Below are 14821 nucleotides of genomic sequence, written 5' to 3' on the forward strand. Positions count from 1 at the left end.
CAACATTACCAAAACAGTAGGTTTTCATATACTTTTCATCCAAACCGTTAGGTGGTATGATTAGTCGTACAATTGCAAGTGGGGAGGAAATCAAATGACGAAATTTACGGAAGAAGATGTAAAATACTTCGCGAATTTTGCAAGAATCGCCATTTCAGACGAAGAAGCTACAACTTTTGCGGATATTATTTCCGATTTAGTCGGATTCGGCGATGCTTTAAAGGAAGTCGAAACAGATCACATAGAGCCGATGACTCATCCGTTGCAGCTATTCAACGTGCTTCGGGAAGATGTCCCACAAGATATACTTGACCGGGAAGAAATGTTGGCAAGCGTAGAAGAGCATGAAGCCGGAATGATAAAAGTTCCGAATATCCTGTGAGAACGGGTTTTTAGGAGGGTACAGAATGACGTTAATGAAAAAGTCGGCAGCAGAACTTCAACAACTTTTACATAACCGGGAAGTCTCTGTCAAAGAAGTGACCGAAGATTCATTTAAACAAATTGCGAAGTTGGACGGAAAAGTGCAAGCCTTTCTAGCGGTGACTGAAAAAGAAGCACTCGCGAAAGCAGAGTCTTTGGATAACGAACCGATGGACAAGCGCGGCCCTTTGTTCGGACTGCCAATCGGAATCAAAGATAACATCATTACAAAAGGTATCACAACAACATGTGCGAGTAAGATGTTGGAAAACTTTGTCCCTGTTTACGATGCAACCGTCATGGATAAAATCAACCAAGCCGGTATGGTCAACGTTGGTAAATTGAATATGGACGAGTTTGCAATGGGCTCAACTACAGAGCGTTCTGCATTTAAAACGACACATAACCCGTGGAACTTGAATTGTGTACCGGGTGGCTCTTCAGGCGGCTCGGCTGCTGCTGTTGCGGCGGGCGAAGTACCTTTCGCGCTTGGTACGGATACGGGCGGATCGGTTCGTCAACCTGCAGCATTTTGCGGCGTCGTCGGGATGAAACCGACATACGGACGGGTATCCCGTTATGGACTCGTTGCATTCGCGTCTTCATTGGATCAAATCGGAACGATCACACGCACTGTAGAAGATAATGCGCTTCTTTTAAACGCCATTTCTGGTGTGGATCATAGAGATTCCTCTTCAGCTTCTCAGCAAGTACCTGATTTCCGTGCGGGACTGACAGGAGACATAAAAGGATTAAGAATTGCAGTTCCTAAAGAATATTTAGGAGAAGGCATTGCCGAGGATGTAAAAGAGTCCGTTTTGGAAGCATTGAAAGTCCTTGAATCCCTAGGCGCAACTTGGGAGGAAGTGACGCTTCCACACTCCAAATATGCTTCCCCGGTCTATTACGCTATCGCAACTGCAGAAGCTTCTTCCAACCTCGCAAGATTCGATGGAATCCGTTACGGTTATCATCCGGAAGGCGCGAAAAACTTGGAAGAGATTTATTTGCGTTCTCGTGCTGAAGGATTTGGCACTGAAGTAAAGAAGCGAATCCTTTATGGAACTTATGCATTGAGTGCAGACCATCATGAAGACCTTTACGTCAAAGCGATGAAAGTTCGTACCCTCATTGCACAAGATTTTGCTGCTTTATTCGAAAAGTATGATGTTGTCATCGGACCTTCCAGCGCAACAACTGCTTACGAAATAGGCGGTGTAGTACAAAATCAATTGACATTGTATGCGAATGATGTATTAACAGTATCTGTGAACTTGGCTGGCGTGCCTGCTATTTCTGTTCCATGCGGACTTTCCAATGGATTGCCGGTCGGTCTTCAAATTATCGGCAAGCACTTTGATGAGGCGCTTATATACAAAGTAGCTCACGCATATGAGCAAGCGACTGATTTTCATACACACACTCCATCTGTAGGGGAGGGCAATGAATAATGAACTTTGAAACGATAGTCGGACTTGAAGTCCACGTTGAATTGAAAACTGATACGAAAATCTTTTCACCGGCACCGTCCCATTACGGAGCAGAGCCGAATATGAATATCCATGTCACGGATTTGGCCTATCCCGGTACGCTGCCAACGATGAATAAACGAGCAGTCGATTTCGGTATGAAGGCGTCCATGGCATTGAACTGTGAAGTCGCTAAAGTCATGAACTTCGACCGGAAACATTATTTTTATCCGGATAATCCGAAAGCTTATCAAATTTCCCAAGACGATCGCCCAGTCGGCTCGAATGGCTGGATTGAAATCGAAGTCGAAGGCAAAAAGAAGAAAATTCGTATCGAGCGTGTTCACTTGGAGGAAGACGCAGGGAAATTGACACACTCCGATAACGGATATTCACTTGTCGATTTGAACAGACAAGGAACGCCGCTTATTGAGATCGTCACGGAAGCGGATATCCGCTCTCCTGAAGAAGCGTATGCCTTTCTTGAGAAATTAAAAGCAATCATCCAATATACAGGCGTTTCCGATGTTCGTATGGAAGAAGGCTCACTGCGTTGTGATGCCAATATTTCATTGCGTCCATTCGGTCAGAAGGAATTTGGAACGAAAACGGAATTGAAGAATTTGAACTCGTTCAACTTCGTCCGCAGAGGAATTGCGAATGAAGTCGAGCGTCAGGAAAAGATTCTTCTTTCGGGTGGGAAGATTGTACAGGAAACGCGCCGTTATGATGAAACGACGGGGCAAACCGTCTTGATGCGTGTTAAAGGGAGTGCGAACGATTACCGTTTCATTAATGACCCGGATCTTTCTGAAATCCATATCGATCAAGAATGGATGGACCGAGTACGTGCAGAAATCCCTGAACTTCCGGATGCTCGTAAGGCCCGTTACGTCCAAGAGCTGGACTTGCCTGAATATGACGCACATGTATTGACATTGACAAAAGAGATGTCTGATTTCTTTGATGCGACTGTTTCAGCAGGTGCGGATGCGAAACTTGCTTCCAACTGGTTGATGGGTGAAGTATCGGCCTACTTGAACGCAGAGCAAAAAGAGCTTCACGACACGGCGCTGGCTCCTGAAGGCTTATCCAGCATGATCAAGCTGATTGCGGATGGTACGATTTCATCCAAAATCGCAAAGAAAGTGTTCAAGGAACTGATCGAGAACGGCGGAAACGCTGAAGAAATCGTAAAAGCAAAAGGACTTGTACAAATTTCCGATGAAGGTACATTACGTACGATCATAACGGAAATTCTGGATGCGAACGCGCAATCGATTGAGGACTTCAAAAACGGTAAGGACCGCGCAGTCGGATTCCTTGTTGGACAAGTGATGAAAGCAACAAAAGGGCAAGCAAACCCGCCACTAGTCAATAAAATCCTCCTTGAGGAAATGAATAAGCGTTAACAACTGGTGAACGTCCTATGCGGGTCTTTGAGAAGTCTCCGTATAGGGCGTTTTCATTTGTTTGATTCAGGCAGCAAATAGCCGTACACTTAAGAAAAGGAGTGTGTGAGAATGAAAACCGAAAAACAATATTTTGACGAAGCCATTTCTTTAGAAGAGTACATGAACCGGATGGAAAAACATAAAGACAATAGCTTTAGCATTTATGAGAAATTCGAAGTGCCGCAAGATGATGGGTTTATCGAGATGCTAAAAGCGGAAAAGCCTACTGTATTGGTCATTACAGAAGATTGGTGTGGCGATGCGATGATGAATAATCCAATCTTGCGCAGAATTGCTGAAGCTGCACAATTGGATGTACGGACTGCCTACCGCGATCAGGATACCGATTTAATTGATAAACATTTGACGAATGGTGGAAGATCGATTCCGATTTACCTATTGCTTGATGATGAAGGTGAAGTAATAGCGAAATGGGGCCCACGTGCTGCATCGATCCAGGAGGACGTCCTTGAACGACGCAAGCAATTGCCTGCGAAGGAAGCACCTGATTTCGAAGAGAAGCAACGAGCGTTCATTGAGGAATTAATGAAGGAATATACAACACAGCCCGAACTATGGCTGACGGTATATGAAGACATTCGAAAAACGTTCATGCCTGCATTGCAAAAATCCAATTAAGACCGGATCGGCAACTAGTTCACAAAAGTAAGCGTCCTATAGTTGGATCAGTAACGCATATGCAAAGCGTAAGAATTTGTATGAATTGAGAGGGAACATGTATGAAGCGTGCACGAATCATTTATAACCCGACGGCGGGACGTGAGATATTTCGGAAGCATATCGCTGAAGTTCTTGAGAAGTTGGAGAAGGCCGGTTATGAAACATCGGTGCATGCGACAACTGCTGAAGGCGATGCGACAGAGGCAGCGAAAGCGGCAGTGGAACGTGGTTTCGATGTCATCATTGCTTCAGGAGGCGATGGGACGTTGAATGAGGTCGTTGCAGGCGTGTCGTCTTTTGAGAAACGTCCAAAACTTGGTCTTATTCCAACCGGAACGACAAACGACTTTGCGCGGGCTTTACGCATACCTAGAGATATTGACGATGCGCTTGATATTATTATAAGAGGCGAAACGATTCCGGTGGACGTAGGTCTCATGAATGACCGCCATTTCATTAACATAGCTGGTGGCGGAAGAATGACTGAGCTGACATATGAAGTGCCAAGCAGGCTTAAAACTGTGCTCGGGCAGCTTGCTTATTATTTGAAAGGGATCGAGATGCTGCCTTCCATCCATTCGAGTAACGTGAAAATCGAGTATGATGATAACGTATTCGAAGGGGAAGTGATGCTGTTTCTCGTCGGTCTTACCAATTCCGTCGGCGGCCTGGAAAAATTGGCGCCAAACTCAAGCATCAATGATGGAAAGTTCACGTTGCTTATTTTGAAAAAATGTAATATCGCCGAATTCATTCGGATTGTCAGCTTAGCGTTACGAGGAGAACATTTAGACGATCCACTTGTCATTTCCTCCCAAGCGGCAAATGTGAAAATCACTTCATCAGAAGAAGTATTACTGAATTTGGACGGCGAATATGGGGGAACCCTTCCTGCCGCATTTGAAATTAAATATCGTCACATTGAAATGTTCGCTCCACTTGATCAACTACGCGAGCAAGATCGCATTGATCGGGACGAAAACGATGAAAAAGCTGCGTTGGATGAATAATCCATGCAGCTTTTATTTTAGCATGCCGCGTCCAAAGCGAGCCGCCGCGCGTCCAAAGCGAGCAACTGTGCGTCCAAAGCAGTCATCCTTCGCAGCATCAAAATGAAAAAGCAGTCGGAACTGAATCGTTCCAACTGCTTTGCATGCTATACAATAAACTCAATATCATCATCCTGCCCAGCGGCAAGTTCCGGCAAATCTTGAATCGGCATCCATTGGCAATGGAATACCATTCCGTTGTCTTTGCCTGTGCTTTGAACACGATTATTCCAATCATGCTCATCGTCGCCGGTATAAACGAGGTGAAAGATATTACGTTCATGAATGACGTCTTCACGGTGTTCAGGAAAATAATTTTTCTTATGCACTTTCCCCTTAAACTCAAGCTGATCCCGACAGATACCGGTTTCCTCTTCAATTTCGCGATATAGCGCATCGATCAGTAATTCATCATCCTCAATCGTTCCCCCGGGCACTTGCAAACCTGCCTCAGGATTTCCTTCTTGATCGAACACAAGGATTTTGCGTTCGGCCTGTTCTCCTTTAGTGATATAAGCTAAAACTTTTCGTTTGACTTCCATTGTGTCCACCTCTCTTTAATCCCTCTATTATACATAACATTCTAACTACTCTCAAGAGGGACGTTGTCAAAAAAAGTTCACAGTGCTTGTGACAAAATTGTTATTTCGATCTCAAAAAGGGAAACGTAAGAAGTAACAGTCATCTACTAAATAGTAACAGACGTTTTTTGACGAGGAGGGCGCAGAATCCGTGTATAAAAAACAAGAAAAAAGGCTCATGTGGCTCGTTTTTATCGTAGCGGGGATTATGTTGGTGTCCATTGTAGGAAGAATTTTTGGAAGTTGAAGGAGGAAGAATAGATGGGGAATGAAGAAGCTGTCTTTTATTCGCGTGTCTTAACGGAACTGACTTTATCCTTCCATATCATTTACGCGACAATCGGAGTTGGTGTCCCTCTCATGATTATGATCGCGCAATGGGTGGGCATCCGGAAAAACGATGAACATTATATATTGCTCGCTCGAAGATGGGCGCGTGGATTTGTTATTACAGTAGCAGTCGGAGTTGTGACAGGTACTGCGATCGGTCTGCAATTGTCCTTGCTATGGCCAAATTTTATGGAGCTTGCGGGAAATGTCATTGCATTGCCGCTATTCATGGAAACGTTCGCCTTCTTTTTTGAAGCCATTTTCCTAGGCATTTACTTATACACTTGGGATCGGTTCGAAAATCAGAAAAAGCATTTGCTGCTATTAGTGCCAGTTGCAATTGGTGCTTCGTTTTCCGCCGTATTCATTACGATGGTGAATGCTTTCATGAATGCTCCCCAAGGGTTTGACATCGTAAATGGAGAACTCGTCAACATCAACCCAATTATTGCGATGTTCAACCCGGCGATGCCGACGAAAGTGGCGCACGTCGTCATTACTGCATATATGACCGCGGCATTTGTGCTGGCCGCCATTGCAGCGTTCCGTTTATTGAAAGGCTCCGACCATATTTATCATAAGAAAGCTCTTTATTTAACAATGAAACTCGGACTTGTGTTCGCGATTGCCACCGCCATCATCGGGGATTTCTCCGGTAAATACTTAGCCGAATACCAGCCTGAAAAACTGGCAGCAGCGGAATGGCATTTTGAAACACAGGAAAATGCGCCGCTCGTCTTGCTCGGAGTCATGAGTGACGGGGAAGTGAAGTATGCCATTGAAGTGCCGTTCGGGCTATCCATTTTGGCACATAACAATCCGAGTGCGGAAGTGATTGGATTGGATCAATTCCCGGAAGATGAAATTCCACCGCTTTACATCCATTATCTATTCAACATTATGGTGTTCATCGGCATGTGGATGGTATTGCTTTCGATTTGGTATTGGGTCGGCATTAAGCGCAATTGGAGAAGCGTGTCGACAAGATGGTTCCGCTGGCTGATCGTGCTTGGCGCGCCTTTATCATTCATCGCGATCGAATCGGGATGGTGGCTGGCAGAAGTCGGACGGCAGCCGTGGATTCTCCGGAAGATTATGCGTGTTGAGGATGCTGCGACGACGAGCGGGCAAGTCGATTTAATGCTTATGCTGTTTGCATTGCTCTATCTCATTCTCGGTATTGGCAGTATCGTCGTCTTACGAAGGATGTTCCGCAAAAATCCGGTCGAACGGGAACTTGCGGATCGCCAAACGGAAAAGGGCGGTGATATTCAATGAACTTGGAAATCTTAGGGATCACGGTTCTTTGGACGTTCCTCTTCGGTTATATTATCGTCGGTGCTATCGATTTCGGAGCTGGATTTTTCAATGCATACAGTTTGCTGACAGGGAAACAACGGATCTTAACAAAGGTCATCCAGCGCTACTTGTCGCCTGTCTGGGAAGTGACGAACGTATTCCTCGTCTTCTTCTTCGTCGGAATCATCGGGTTCTTCCCGAAGACGGCGTTCTACTATGGCACGACATTATTAGTGCCTGTCAGCATCGGCGTCATTCTCCTCGCGATACGCGGTTCGTATTATGCGTTCGAAACATACGGCGCGCGGGGACATAAAGGCTATTCGTTTATGTACGGGCTTGCAGGTCTGTTAATTCCCGCTTCGTTATCGATCGTACTGACGATTTCGGAGGGCGGTTTCATCGAAATAGTCGATGGAAGTCCGGTGCTCGATTATTGGGTTTTATTCACAAGCCCGCTGACATGGTCAATCGTCGTCCTAAGCATATCCGCAACCCTTTATATTTCGGCGGTTTTCCTTACGTGGTATGCGAATAAAGCCAGAGACATCGAAGCGACAGACCTGCTTCGGAAATATGCGCTCATCTGGTCGCTGCCGACAATCATTACGGCGGGCGGCATCATTTTCGAGCTGCGAAGACATAATTTTGATCATTATACGAACATCCAAACGTTTTTGCCGATGTTCCTTCTTTCATTCATCCTATTCGTCGGAACGGTATGGCTACTTTGGACACGACGAAATTACGGCTGGGCATTCGGTTTGCTTGCGGGTCAATTCGCCTTCGCATTTTATGGATACGGTGCATCCCATTATCCGTATTTGCTTTATCCGCATTTGACACTGTACGACAGTTTCACGAACCCCGCGATGGCGATTGCGCTCATTATAGCGTTCATTCTCGGCCTTGGCCTTTTAATCCCATCGCTCGTGCTGCTTATGCGCTTGTTCCTGTTCAATAAAGATTACGTCCGTGGAAAAGACGATTTCCACGTTTAGGAGGAGTGTAATATGGTTGAATTCATCATTTTCTATGCGCCATTCATCATTTTGATTGCCGCCATTGTCGTTGCCTTTCTCATCGCGCCGATGGATAAGGCAGTGAATAAAGAAGATTAACGGAAAACAGACGTCAACCCGGCGTCTGTTTTTACTCTATATACGACCATTTACCATCATTGTTTTATGGTAAACTGAGAGCATACGAAATTTGGAGGAAAAATCATGTCTTTTATTGTTAATCAAAATGATCGTCTTATCGTCCATGTGGAGGACTTAACGCATGACGGGTCAGGCGTTGCTAAAGTGGAAGGCTATCCACTATTCATACCTGGTGCATTGCCTGGTGAGGAAGTCGAAGTCAAAGTCGGGAAAACGTTAAAGAATTACGGATTTGCGCGACTGTTGAATGTGACAAAGCCATCATCGGATCGCATTGAGCCACCGTGCCACGTGTTCTGGGAATGCGGCGGTTGCCAGCTTCAGCATTTATCATACGAAGCACAGCTTATCCAAAAGCAAAAACAAGTCCGTGACGTCATCGACCGTATCGCGAAGTTGCCTGACGTGCCAGTACTTCCGGTCAAAGGGATGGAAGACCCTTGGCGTTATCGCAATAAATCCCAGATCCCCTTCAGCGAACGAGATAGGCAAGTCGTTTCAGGCTTTTACAAATCACGCACCCATCACATCGTCGACACAGACGTCTGCATCATCCAAAGTGAAGAAGCGGATGAGCTCATGTCCACGTTGAAGCATGAAATGCAAGCGCTTGGATTGGATGCGTACAACGAAAAGACGCATCGTGGCATGCTAAGGCACCTCATCGTCCGAAAAGGAAAAGCAACAGGGGAAATCATGGTTGTCCTCGTGACACTTAAAAAGAAGTTCCCGCAGAAAGAAGCAGTCATCGAGCTGATTAAACGAGTCGTACCAGAAGTGACATCAATCATGCAAAACGTCAACGGAGAAAAGACGAACGTCATCTTTGGGAATGAAACGCTCCCATTATACGGCAAGTCGTTCATCATCGATAACATCGGCGACATCCAGTTCGAAATATCTGCTCGCTCCTTCTATCAAGTGAACCCTGCTCAAACCGAGGTGCTCTACAAGCAAGCGCTCGATTACGCACAGTTGACGGGTGATGAAATGGTCATCGATGCATACTGCGGCATCGGCACGATATCCTTGTTCCTTGCACAAAAAGCGAAGGAAGTGTATGGTGTCGAAATCGTTCCACAAGCAATCGAGGATGCGAAGCGCAATGCAGAATTGAACGGTATCACAAATGCGAACTTTGAAGCGGGTGCAGCGGAAGATGTCATCCCAAGATGGTACGCAGAAGGCAAACGCTTCGACGTCTTAGTCGTCGATCCGCCGCGCAAAGGATGCGACGAGAAACTATTGCAGACGATTTTGGAATACAAGCCGAGACGAGTTGTGTATGTATCCTGTAATCCAGGAACCTTGGCGCGCGACTTGCGGATTTTGGAAGACGGGGGATACCGGACGAAGGAAGTCCAACCGGTGGACATGTTCCCGCAAAGCAGTCATGTGGAGTGTGTTGCCTTGATGTCAAGGATGGTGTAACCCCGCAAAATAAATTACCGATTTAAAACAAGCTTTTCCGATTTCACCGCCACAATTTTAGAATAAAGTTTTCGTAAAAGGCGTGAAAAATGCCTGGAAAGCCCTCCGCCACAACAATTGGCAAAAGACTGGGTTCGGAAATCTTTATTAAAAAGTGAGAAAAACGTGAACAAAATGGGGAAAAAAGCTTGAAAAACGGTCAAAACGTGAACCAAAAAGGGTGAAAATCGGGTTTTGTCGGAAGACTATATTTTAAAAGGGAACGAAGGAATGCGGGTTGGCGGGGTGTGTTTTCGGAAGTTTATAAAATAAAAGGACAGATGGATAAATAAGGTCTATTCAAACACTGATAAATGAAGGGTTTCCCGACATTGCTTTTTTCTCTCGGCAACTTTGCCGAGGTTGCTTATGTCGGGAAACCCTTATTTTTATTTATTTAGAAAACAATCAATTGCCTAGAAAGCGATGGGGTTGAGGACGGAGGAAATGTATTATTTAGTCTTCCCGCACATTACCTGTATCGAAAATTCTATCAAGTTCCCCATTATGTAACCCCACGAACCTTATTTCTAACTGTCGTTTTTCCCATATATAATAAATTTACACAAGCTATCATTTTTATGAAATACGGTCTATTGGATAATTATGCATTCATATGGTCTACGGAGCGTAGATTATATTTTGGGATACATTGTCTTATACTAGAGTCGAGGTGAAAATGATGGATACAAAAAGAAAAAAAGAGCTTTTAGAAGCCTATAAAAACAGACATCCTGAAATGGGAGTAATATCTTACCGTTGTAGAGAAAGTGGTGAGGTTTTTTTGGGTATCTCCAAAGATACAAAATCAGGCTTTAACAGCAATAATATGAAATTGGCAGCAAACTGGCATCCTAATAAACGATTACAAGAACTCTGGAATAAATATGGCTCGGAAGGCTTTGAACTATCAGTTATTAAAGTGTTAAAGTACGATGACCCACATGAAGATCATACAGCAAAATTAGAAAGTTTGAGAGAACAGTGTCTCGCTGCTGATCCAAATGCAAGGAGGATATGGCGATGAATGAAAAAGTTGTTATGGTATCAAATGGTTATGAGCGTATAGTCGTATAGTTGGCAAGTGCTTAGCCGCATACTAGAAGAGTTGGAGTGTTACTAACAATGAAAAAGACTTGTATTTTGTCACCGGACAGACAGCTGACTGAAGAGGAACAATCGCTTGTCTGGAAAAAGCCGCCTTCACATATTGAAAGTGAAGCAGAAAAACGAATATATGAAGAAATCGTACGAAATTGGAATTACGGTGAAATGAAAATTAGCACCATTTTGCTGGAGGGGGATGCTGGTTCGGGAAAAACCCAGATTGCCAAAGCTTTATCTTCTGATTTTAACCTGCCTTATACGAAAGTAACCTGTTTTGCAGATATGGATAAATCTGATGTCCTGGGTTCGATTCTTCCGGTGCTGTCAGAGGAAGATGGTAATTCAGATAAGGTTGAATATCGTTATTATCCTTCTGAAATTGTTCGTGCATATGAAAATGGATGGCTCTTGGAGATTCAGGAACCGACGGTGATTCGGGATGCCGCTGTTTTAATGGCGCTAAATTCCGCATTAGAACCAGATGGCAGTCTAAACTTGCCAACTCGTATCGCGCATCGTCACCCTGATTTTATTGCGGTTATCACAACAAACCGCGGTTACAATGGCTTCCGGCCCTTAAATGAGGCTTTGCGAGATCGAGTGCAGCATGCAGAAAAACTAGATTTACCGCCTAAAGAAGTGATGATGGAGCGGGCTAAAGCTAAGACCGGTTATGAATCTGAACCTGTACTATCTCTTTTAGCTGAAACGATTATGGTGCTGGATGAGACAGCGCGCGCCAATGCCATTAAAGGTGTGGCTGGTATGCGTTCTTATATCTTTTGGGTGGATGCCGTTCAAAGTGGTGCCTCAATCCAAAAAAGTTTATATTATAAGGTATTATACAAAATCACGACCGATCCACAGGAGCTTGTTATTTTAGAGCAGGCACTGGCTAGTCATGGCTTGACAGAAAAGCTTGAGGAAATGGATCACATCTGTCAATCGCAACAAGACGGAGAAAATCCTGAAGTAATGGAACTCAATATTTCCGTAAATGGAGAATTCTCTACTAAGACAGATCAAGCTGATAAAAATGCGGTGCGTCTGAGAAAATCAGAAGACAGTGAGGGGCATTCTGATACGAGTCGTGATGAAAATACTGATATTCCAAGCAATGATAATGGAGAAAATGGCACTCCATTCTATCATAAGCTCGATAAATCAGATACAAACGAATTACAAAAAAAAGAATTTCGTAAGCAGTTGAACAGGGAAGCACGGCAAAGTGTTCAAGGAAGTGTCCAAGAAGATATTAAGTTGATTGTCCACCGTCTGGAAGTTACCGACCAGAACAGAGAAGAGTATAACCGTATGATGACAACGTTGATGCCAGTTATTTGGGAATTAATCAGAAAAACAAATCCGCTTTTGGAGCATGAATTATCTGCTGAATTCGCGAAATCACAGTTGTATGGCACAAAATTTTGCGCGGATCAGGTTGCCGCTATGGATTTTCGCACGTTTGCCCGCAAGCGTCCTCCTGAGGAAGAACCCTCTATTGCGGTTGCTCTCAGGATTGATGAATCGGCTTCAATGTCAGCCTTTGGCCGATTAGAAGCTGCAAAACAAGCTGCTGTTGCTTTATATGAATTTTGCACAGGATGCGGTATTCCAATCATGGTCTACGGGGACACTGCAGATCGCTCCAAAATGGAGCAAATGTCCATTTATGCCTATACAGACTTTGAAAGTAAAGATCCCGATGAAAAATATTCTCTAATGAACATTCAAGCTCGCAGTAACAATCGAGATGGGATGGCACTAAGGATTATTTCTGAAAGGTTGCTAAAAGCCCGTCAAAAGACTAAATTCATAATCAGCATCAGTGACGGACAGCCTAAAGCGATGCCTGATTATACCGGTGCAAAGGCCAAGAATGATATGATAGAGACATTGCAGGAATTTAGAAAAAAAGGCATCCAGTTCCTAGCTGCAGCTATTGGACAAGATAAGGACTCGATCCGTGATCTTTACGGCGCTGAAAACACACTGGATATTACCGATTTAAAACAGCTTCCAGCACGGTTGGTTCAAGTGATCGCAAGACTCCTATAGTTTGAAATATACACAGGTATGGTGGTGGCGAAATGGACACTGTGAAGATAGGTAAATTAATTGCCGAACTCCGAAAGGAAAAAAATCTTACACAAAAAAATATAGCAGATGAGTTAGGCGTTCAAAGTAAAACCGTTTCTAAATGGGAATGTGGTTTAGGGTGTCCAGATTTATCTCTGTGGCCGGGGCTGTCTGATATTTTAGGTGTTGATATCATCCAGATGATGGAGGGTGAAATCACGCCAAATAAGCCAGATGTCGGGAATATTGATAGGGTTCGATTTTATGTTTGTCCTTCCTGTGGCAATATTTTGATCAGCACAGGAAGTGCCTCTATTTTCTGCTGTGGGAAAAAGTTGGAATATATATTGCCGATGGGTTCAGCTGAAGCAATTAAAATTACAGTAGAGGAAATGGATACAGATTACTATATCACTTTTGAGCATCCGATGACGAAAGAACATTATATTTCTTTTGTTGCATTAGTGAAAAGCGACAGAGTGTTTTTTAACCGCCTCTATCCGGAACAAAGTCCAACGACCAGGTTTCCGATAATAGCGGGTGGGAAACTATATATTTATTGCGTTAAAGATGGCTTATCGGTCTATTCAGGTATTAGTCACGCGAAACTGTGAATGCACAGTCTGCTATTTTTTTTAGAGTTGGATTAGTCTGAGTGGATGATGCTACAAAACTGATAAAAAAGGGACAACAAATTCGTGTACATGGAACAGAAAGGTATATCATCTATTTACAAACCACAAACTAGATATACAGAACTATGGAGGAATTTAAGATTGAACAAACATGATGTTAAAAAAATTGCACTGCACGAAGGATTAGATATTGTAGAAGAAACATTAAAAATTAATGAGTCGGGTGTCGATTTTAGAGTCGCACATGCAGAGGATGTTAATGGTGATAAGTGGATTTTAAGAATGCCACGTCAAAAAGAATCGATGCGACACGCGCTACGAGAGAAAAAAGCGTTAGATATACTTAATAACCTTGTCAGCTTTGAAGTTCCTGATTGGTCTATCTTTTCAGAGGGCTTAATTGCTTATAAACAATTAAGTGGAGTTCCTGCTGCAACAATCGATGTTGAACGACAAGCCTATATATGGAGCTTTGACGAAATCAATGCACCATCCGAATATTATTACTCACTAGGAAAAACACTGGCAGAGTTACACTCACTGCCCCAACAGGAATTTGTAAATATCGGAGTTGAAATTCTTAGTGCAAATGAGTTAAGAGCCTCTATGAAACAGCGGATGAACCGTGTGAAAGAAAAATATCATGTCAATCCAAATTTATGGGACCGCTGGCAAGCATGGCTAGCAGATGAGTCTTTTTGGCCGTCTCATGTAGGGATAAGGCATGGAGATTTGCATCCAGGCCATATCCTTATTGATAAAAACAATCATGTCAAAGGGTTAATTGATTGGACAGAAGTGGGGATTGGTGATGTGTCTGTAGATTTCTTATCGCACCAACTACTTTTTGAGAAAGAGGGACTGAAAAAGTTAATTGACGCTTATGATAATGCTGGAGGCAAAACCTGGCCAAGAATGGCTGAACATATTGTTGAATTATTAACAACGAGTGGCATCACTGTTGCTGAATACGCACAAGTATCAGGTTTGAAAGACATGGAAGAGGCAGCAAGACATATGCTTGAAAGTGAAAGTTAATAGAATATATTATTGATTTTTGGAAAATCAAAGAAGGCCGATC

At 43.7% G+C, this 14821-nt stretch carries 14 protein-coding genes; 13 read left to right on the top strand and 1 reads right to left on the bottom strand.

Going from position 1 to position 14821, the window contains the following annotated elements; all coding sequences use genetic code 11:
• Positions 1 to 94 precede the first annotated feature (94 nt).
• From gatC to SLU01_RS10125, 5 genes are all read left to right on the top strand, one after another.
• Complete coding sequence (gene gatC, locus SLU01_RS10105) at positions 95 to 382, top strand: Asp-tRNA(Asn)/Glu-tRNA(Gln) amidotransferase subunit GatC (protein WP_147057893.1); 288 nt, start codon at positions 95 to 97, stop codon at positions 380 to 382.
• 25 nt (positions 383 to 407) lie between these two features.
• Complete coding sequence (gene gatA, locus SLU01_RS10110) at positions 408 to 1874, top strand: Asp-tRNA(Asn)/Glu-tRNA(Gln) amidotransferase subunit GatA (RefSeq protein ID WP_147057895.1); 1467 nt, start codon at positions 408 to 410, stop codon at positions 1872 to 1874.
• Positions 1874 to 3304, top strand: a complete 1431-nt coding sequence (gene gatB, locus SLU01_RS10115) for an Asp-tRNA(Asn)/Glu-tRNA(Gln) amidotransferase subunit GatB (RefSeq protein ID WP_147057897.1) — start codon at positions 1874 to 1876, stop codon at positions 3302 to 3304. Before gatA ends, gatB begins: the two co-directional genes overlap by 1 nt.
• Positions 3305 to 3415: 111 nt before the next feature.
• Positions 3416 to 3985: a thioredoxin family protein gene (locus SLU01_RS10120; protein WP_147057899.1), complete on the top strand. Its 570-nt coding sequence runs from the start codon at positions 3416 to 3418 to the stop codon at positions 3983 to 3985.
• 101 nt (positions 3986 to 4086) lie between these two features.
• Entirely contained in the window at positions 4087 to 5037 is a 951-nt protein-coding gene (locus tag SLU01_RS10125) for a diacylglycerol kinase (RefSeq protein ID WP_147057902.1), read from the top strand.
• A 146-nt stretch (positions 5038 to 5183) separates the two neighbouring features.
• Here the strand turns inward: SLU01_RS10125 and SLU01_RS10130 are convergent, their stop codons facing one another.
• Positions 5184 to 5618: an NUDIX hydrolase gene (locus SLU01_RS10130; protein ID WP_147057904.1), complete on the bottom strand. Its 435-nt coding sequence runs from the start codon at positions 5616 to 5618 to the stop codon at positions 5184 to 5186.
• Positions 5619 to 5918: 300 nt separating this feature from the next.
• Here SLU01_RS10130 and SLU01_RS10135 point away from each other — a divergent pair, with 300 nt between their 5' ends.
• From SLU01_RS10135 to SLU01_RS10165, 8 genes are all read left to right on the top strand, one after another.
• The gene (locus SLU01_RS10135; protein WP_147057906.1) at positions 5919 to 7265 is read left to right on the top strand and encodes a cytochrome ubiquinol oxidase subunit I; all 1347 of its coding nucleotides are present in this window, start codon (positions 5919 to 5921) and stop codon (positions 7263 to 7265) included.
• A complete protein-coding gene (locus SLU01_RS10140) occupies positions 7262 to 8287 on the top strand; it encodes a cytochrome d ubiquinol oxidase subunit II (protein ID WP_147057907.1) in 1026 nt (341 codons plus the stop codon). Before SLU01_RS10135 ends, SLU01_RS10140 begins: the two co-directional genes overlap by 4 nt.
• 12 nt (positions 8288 to 8299) lie before the next feature.
• Positions 8300 to 8407, top strand: a complete 108-nt coding sequence (cydS, locus tag SLU01_RS18465) for a cytochrome bd oxidase small subunit CydS family protein (protein WP_373866409.1) — start codon at positions 8300 to 8302, stop codon at positions 8405 to 8407.
• A gap of 105 nt (positions 8408 to 8512) precedes the next feature.
• A complete protein-coding gene (rlmD, locus tag SLU01_RS10145; protein WP_147057909.1) occupies positions 8513 to 9880 on the top strand; it encodes a 23S rRNA (uracil(1939)-C(5))-methyltransferase RlmD in 1368 nt (455 codons plus the stop codon).
• A gap of 721 nt (positions 9881 to 10601) precedes the next feature.
• Positions 10602 to 10946: a GIY-YIG nuclease family protein gene (locus tag SLU01_RS10150; RefSeq protein ID WP_174842640.1), complete on the top strand. Its 345-nt coding sequence runs from the start codon at positions 10602 to 10604 to the stop codon at positions 10944 to 10946.
• A 98-nt stretch (positions 10947 to 11044) separates the two neighbouring features.
• Positions 11045 to 13084 (top strand): AAA family ATPase, encoded by a 2040-nt coding sequence (locus SLU01_RS10155; RefSeq protein WP_147057913.1) that lies wholly within the window; start codon positions 11045 to 11047, stop codon positions 13082 to 13084.
• A 32-nt stretch (positions 13085 to 13116) separates the two neighbouring features.
• Complete coding sequence (locus tag SLU01_RS10160) at positions 13117 to 13719, top strand: helix-turn-helix domain-containing protein (protein WP_147057915.1); 603 nt, start codon at positions 13117 to 13119, stop codon at positions 13717 to 13719.
• 162 nt (positions 13720 to 13881) lie between these two features.
• A complete protein-coding gene (locus tag SLU01_RS10165; protein WP_147057917.1) occupies positions 13882 to 14778 on the top strand; it encodes a macrolide 2'-phosphotransferase in 897 nt (298 codons plus the stop codon).
• Positions 14779 to 14821: the final 43 nt, after the last annotated feature.

Source organism: Sporosarcina luteola, from assembly GCF_007991495.1.
GTDB classification, from domain to species: Bacteria; Bacillota; Bacilli; order Bacillales_A; family Planococcaceae; genus Sporosarcina; species Sporosarcina luteola.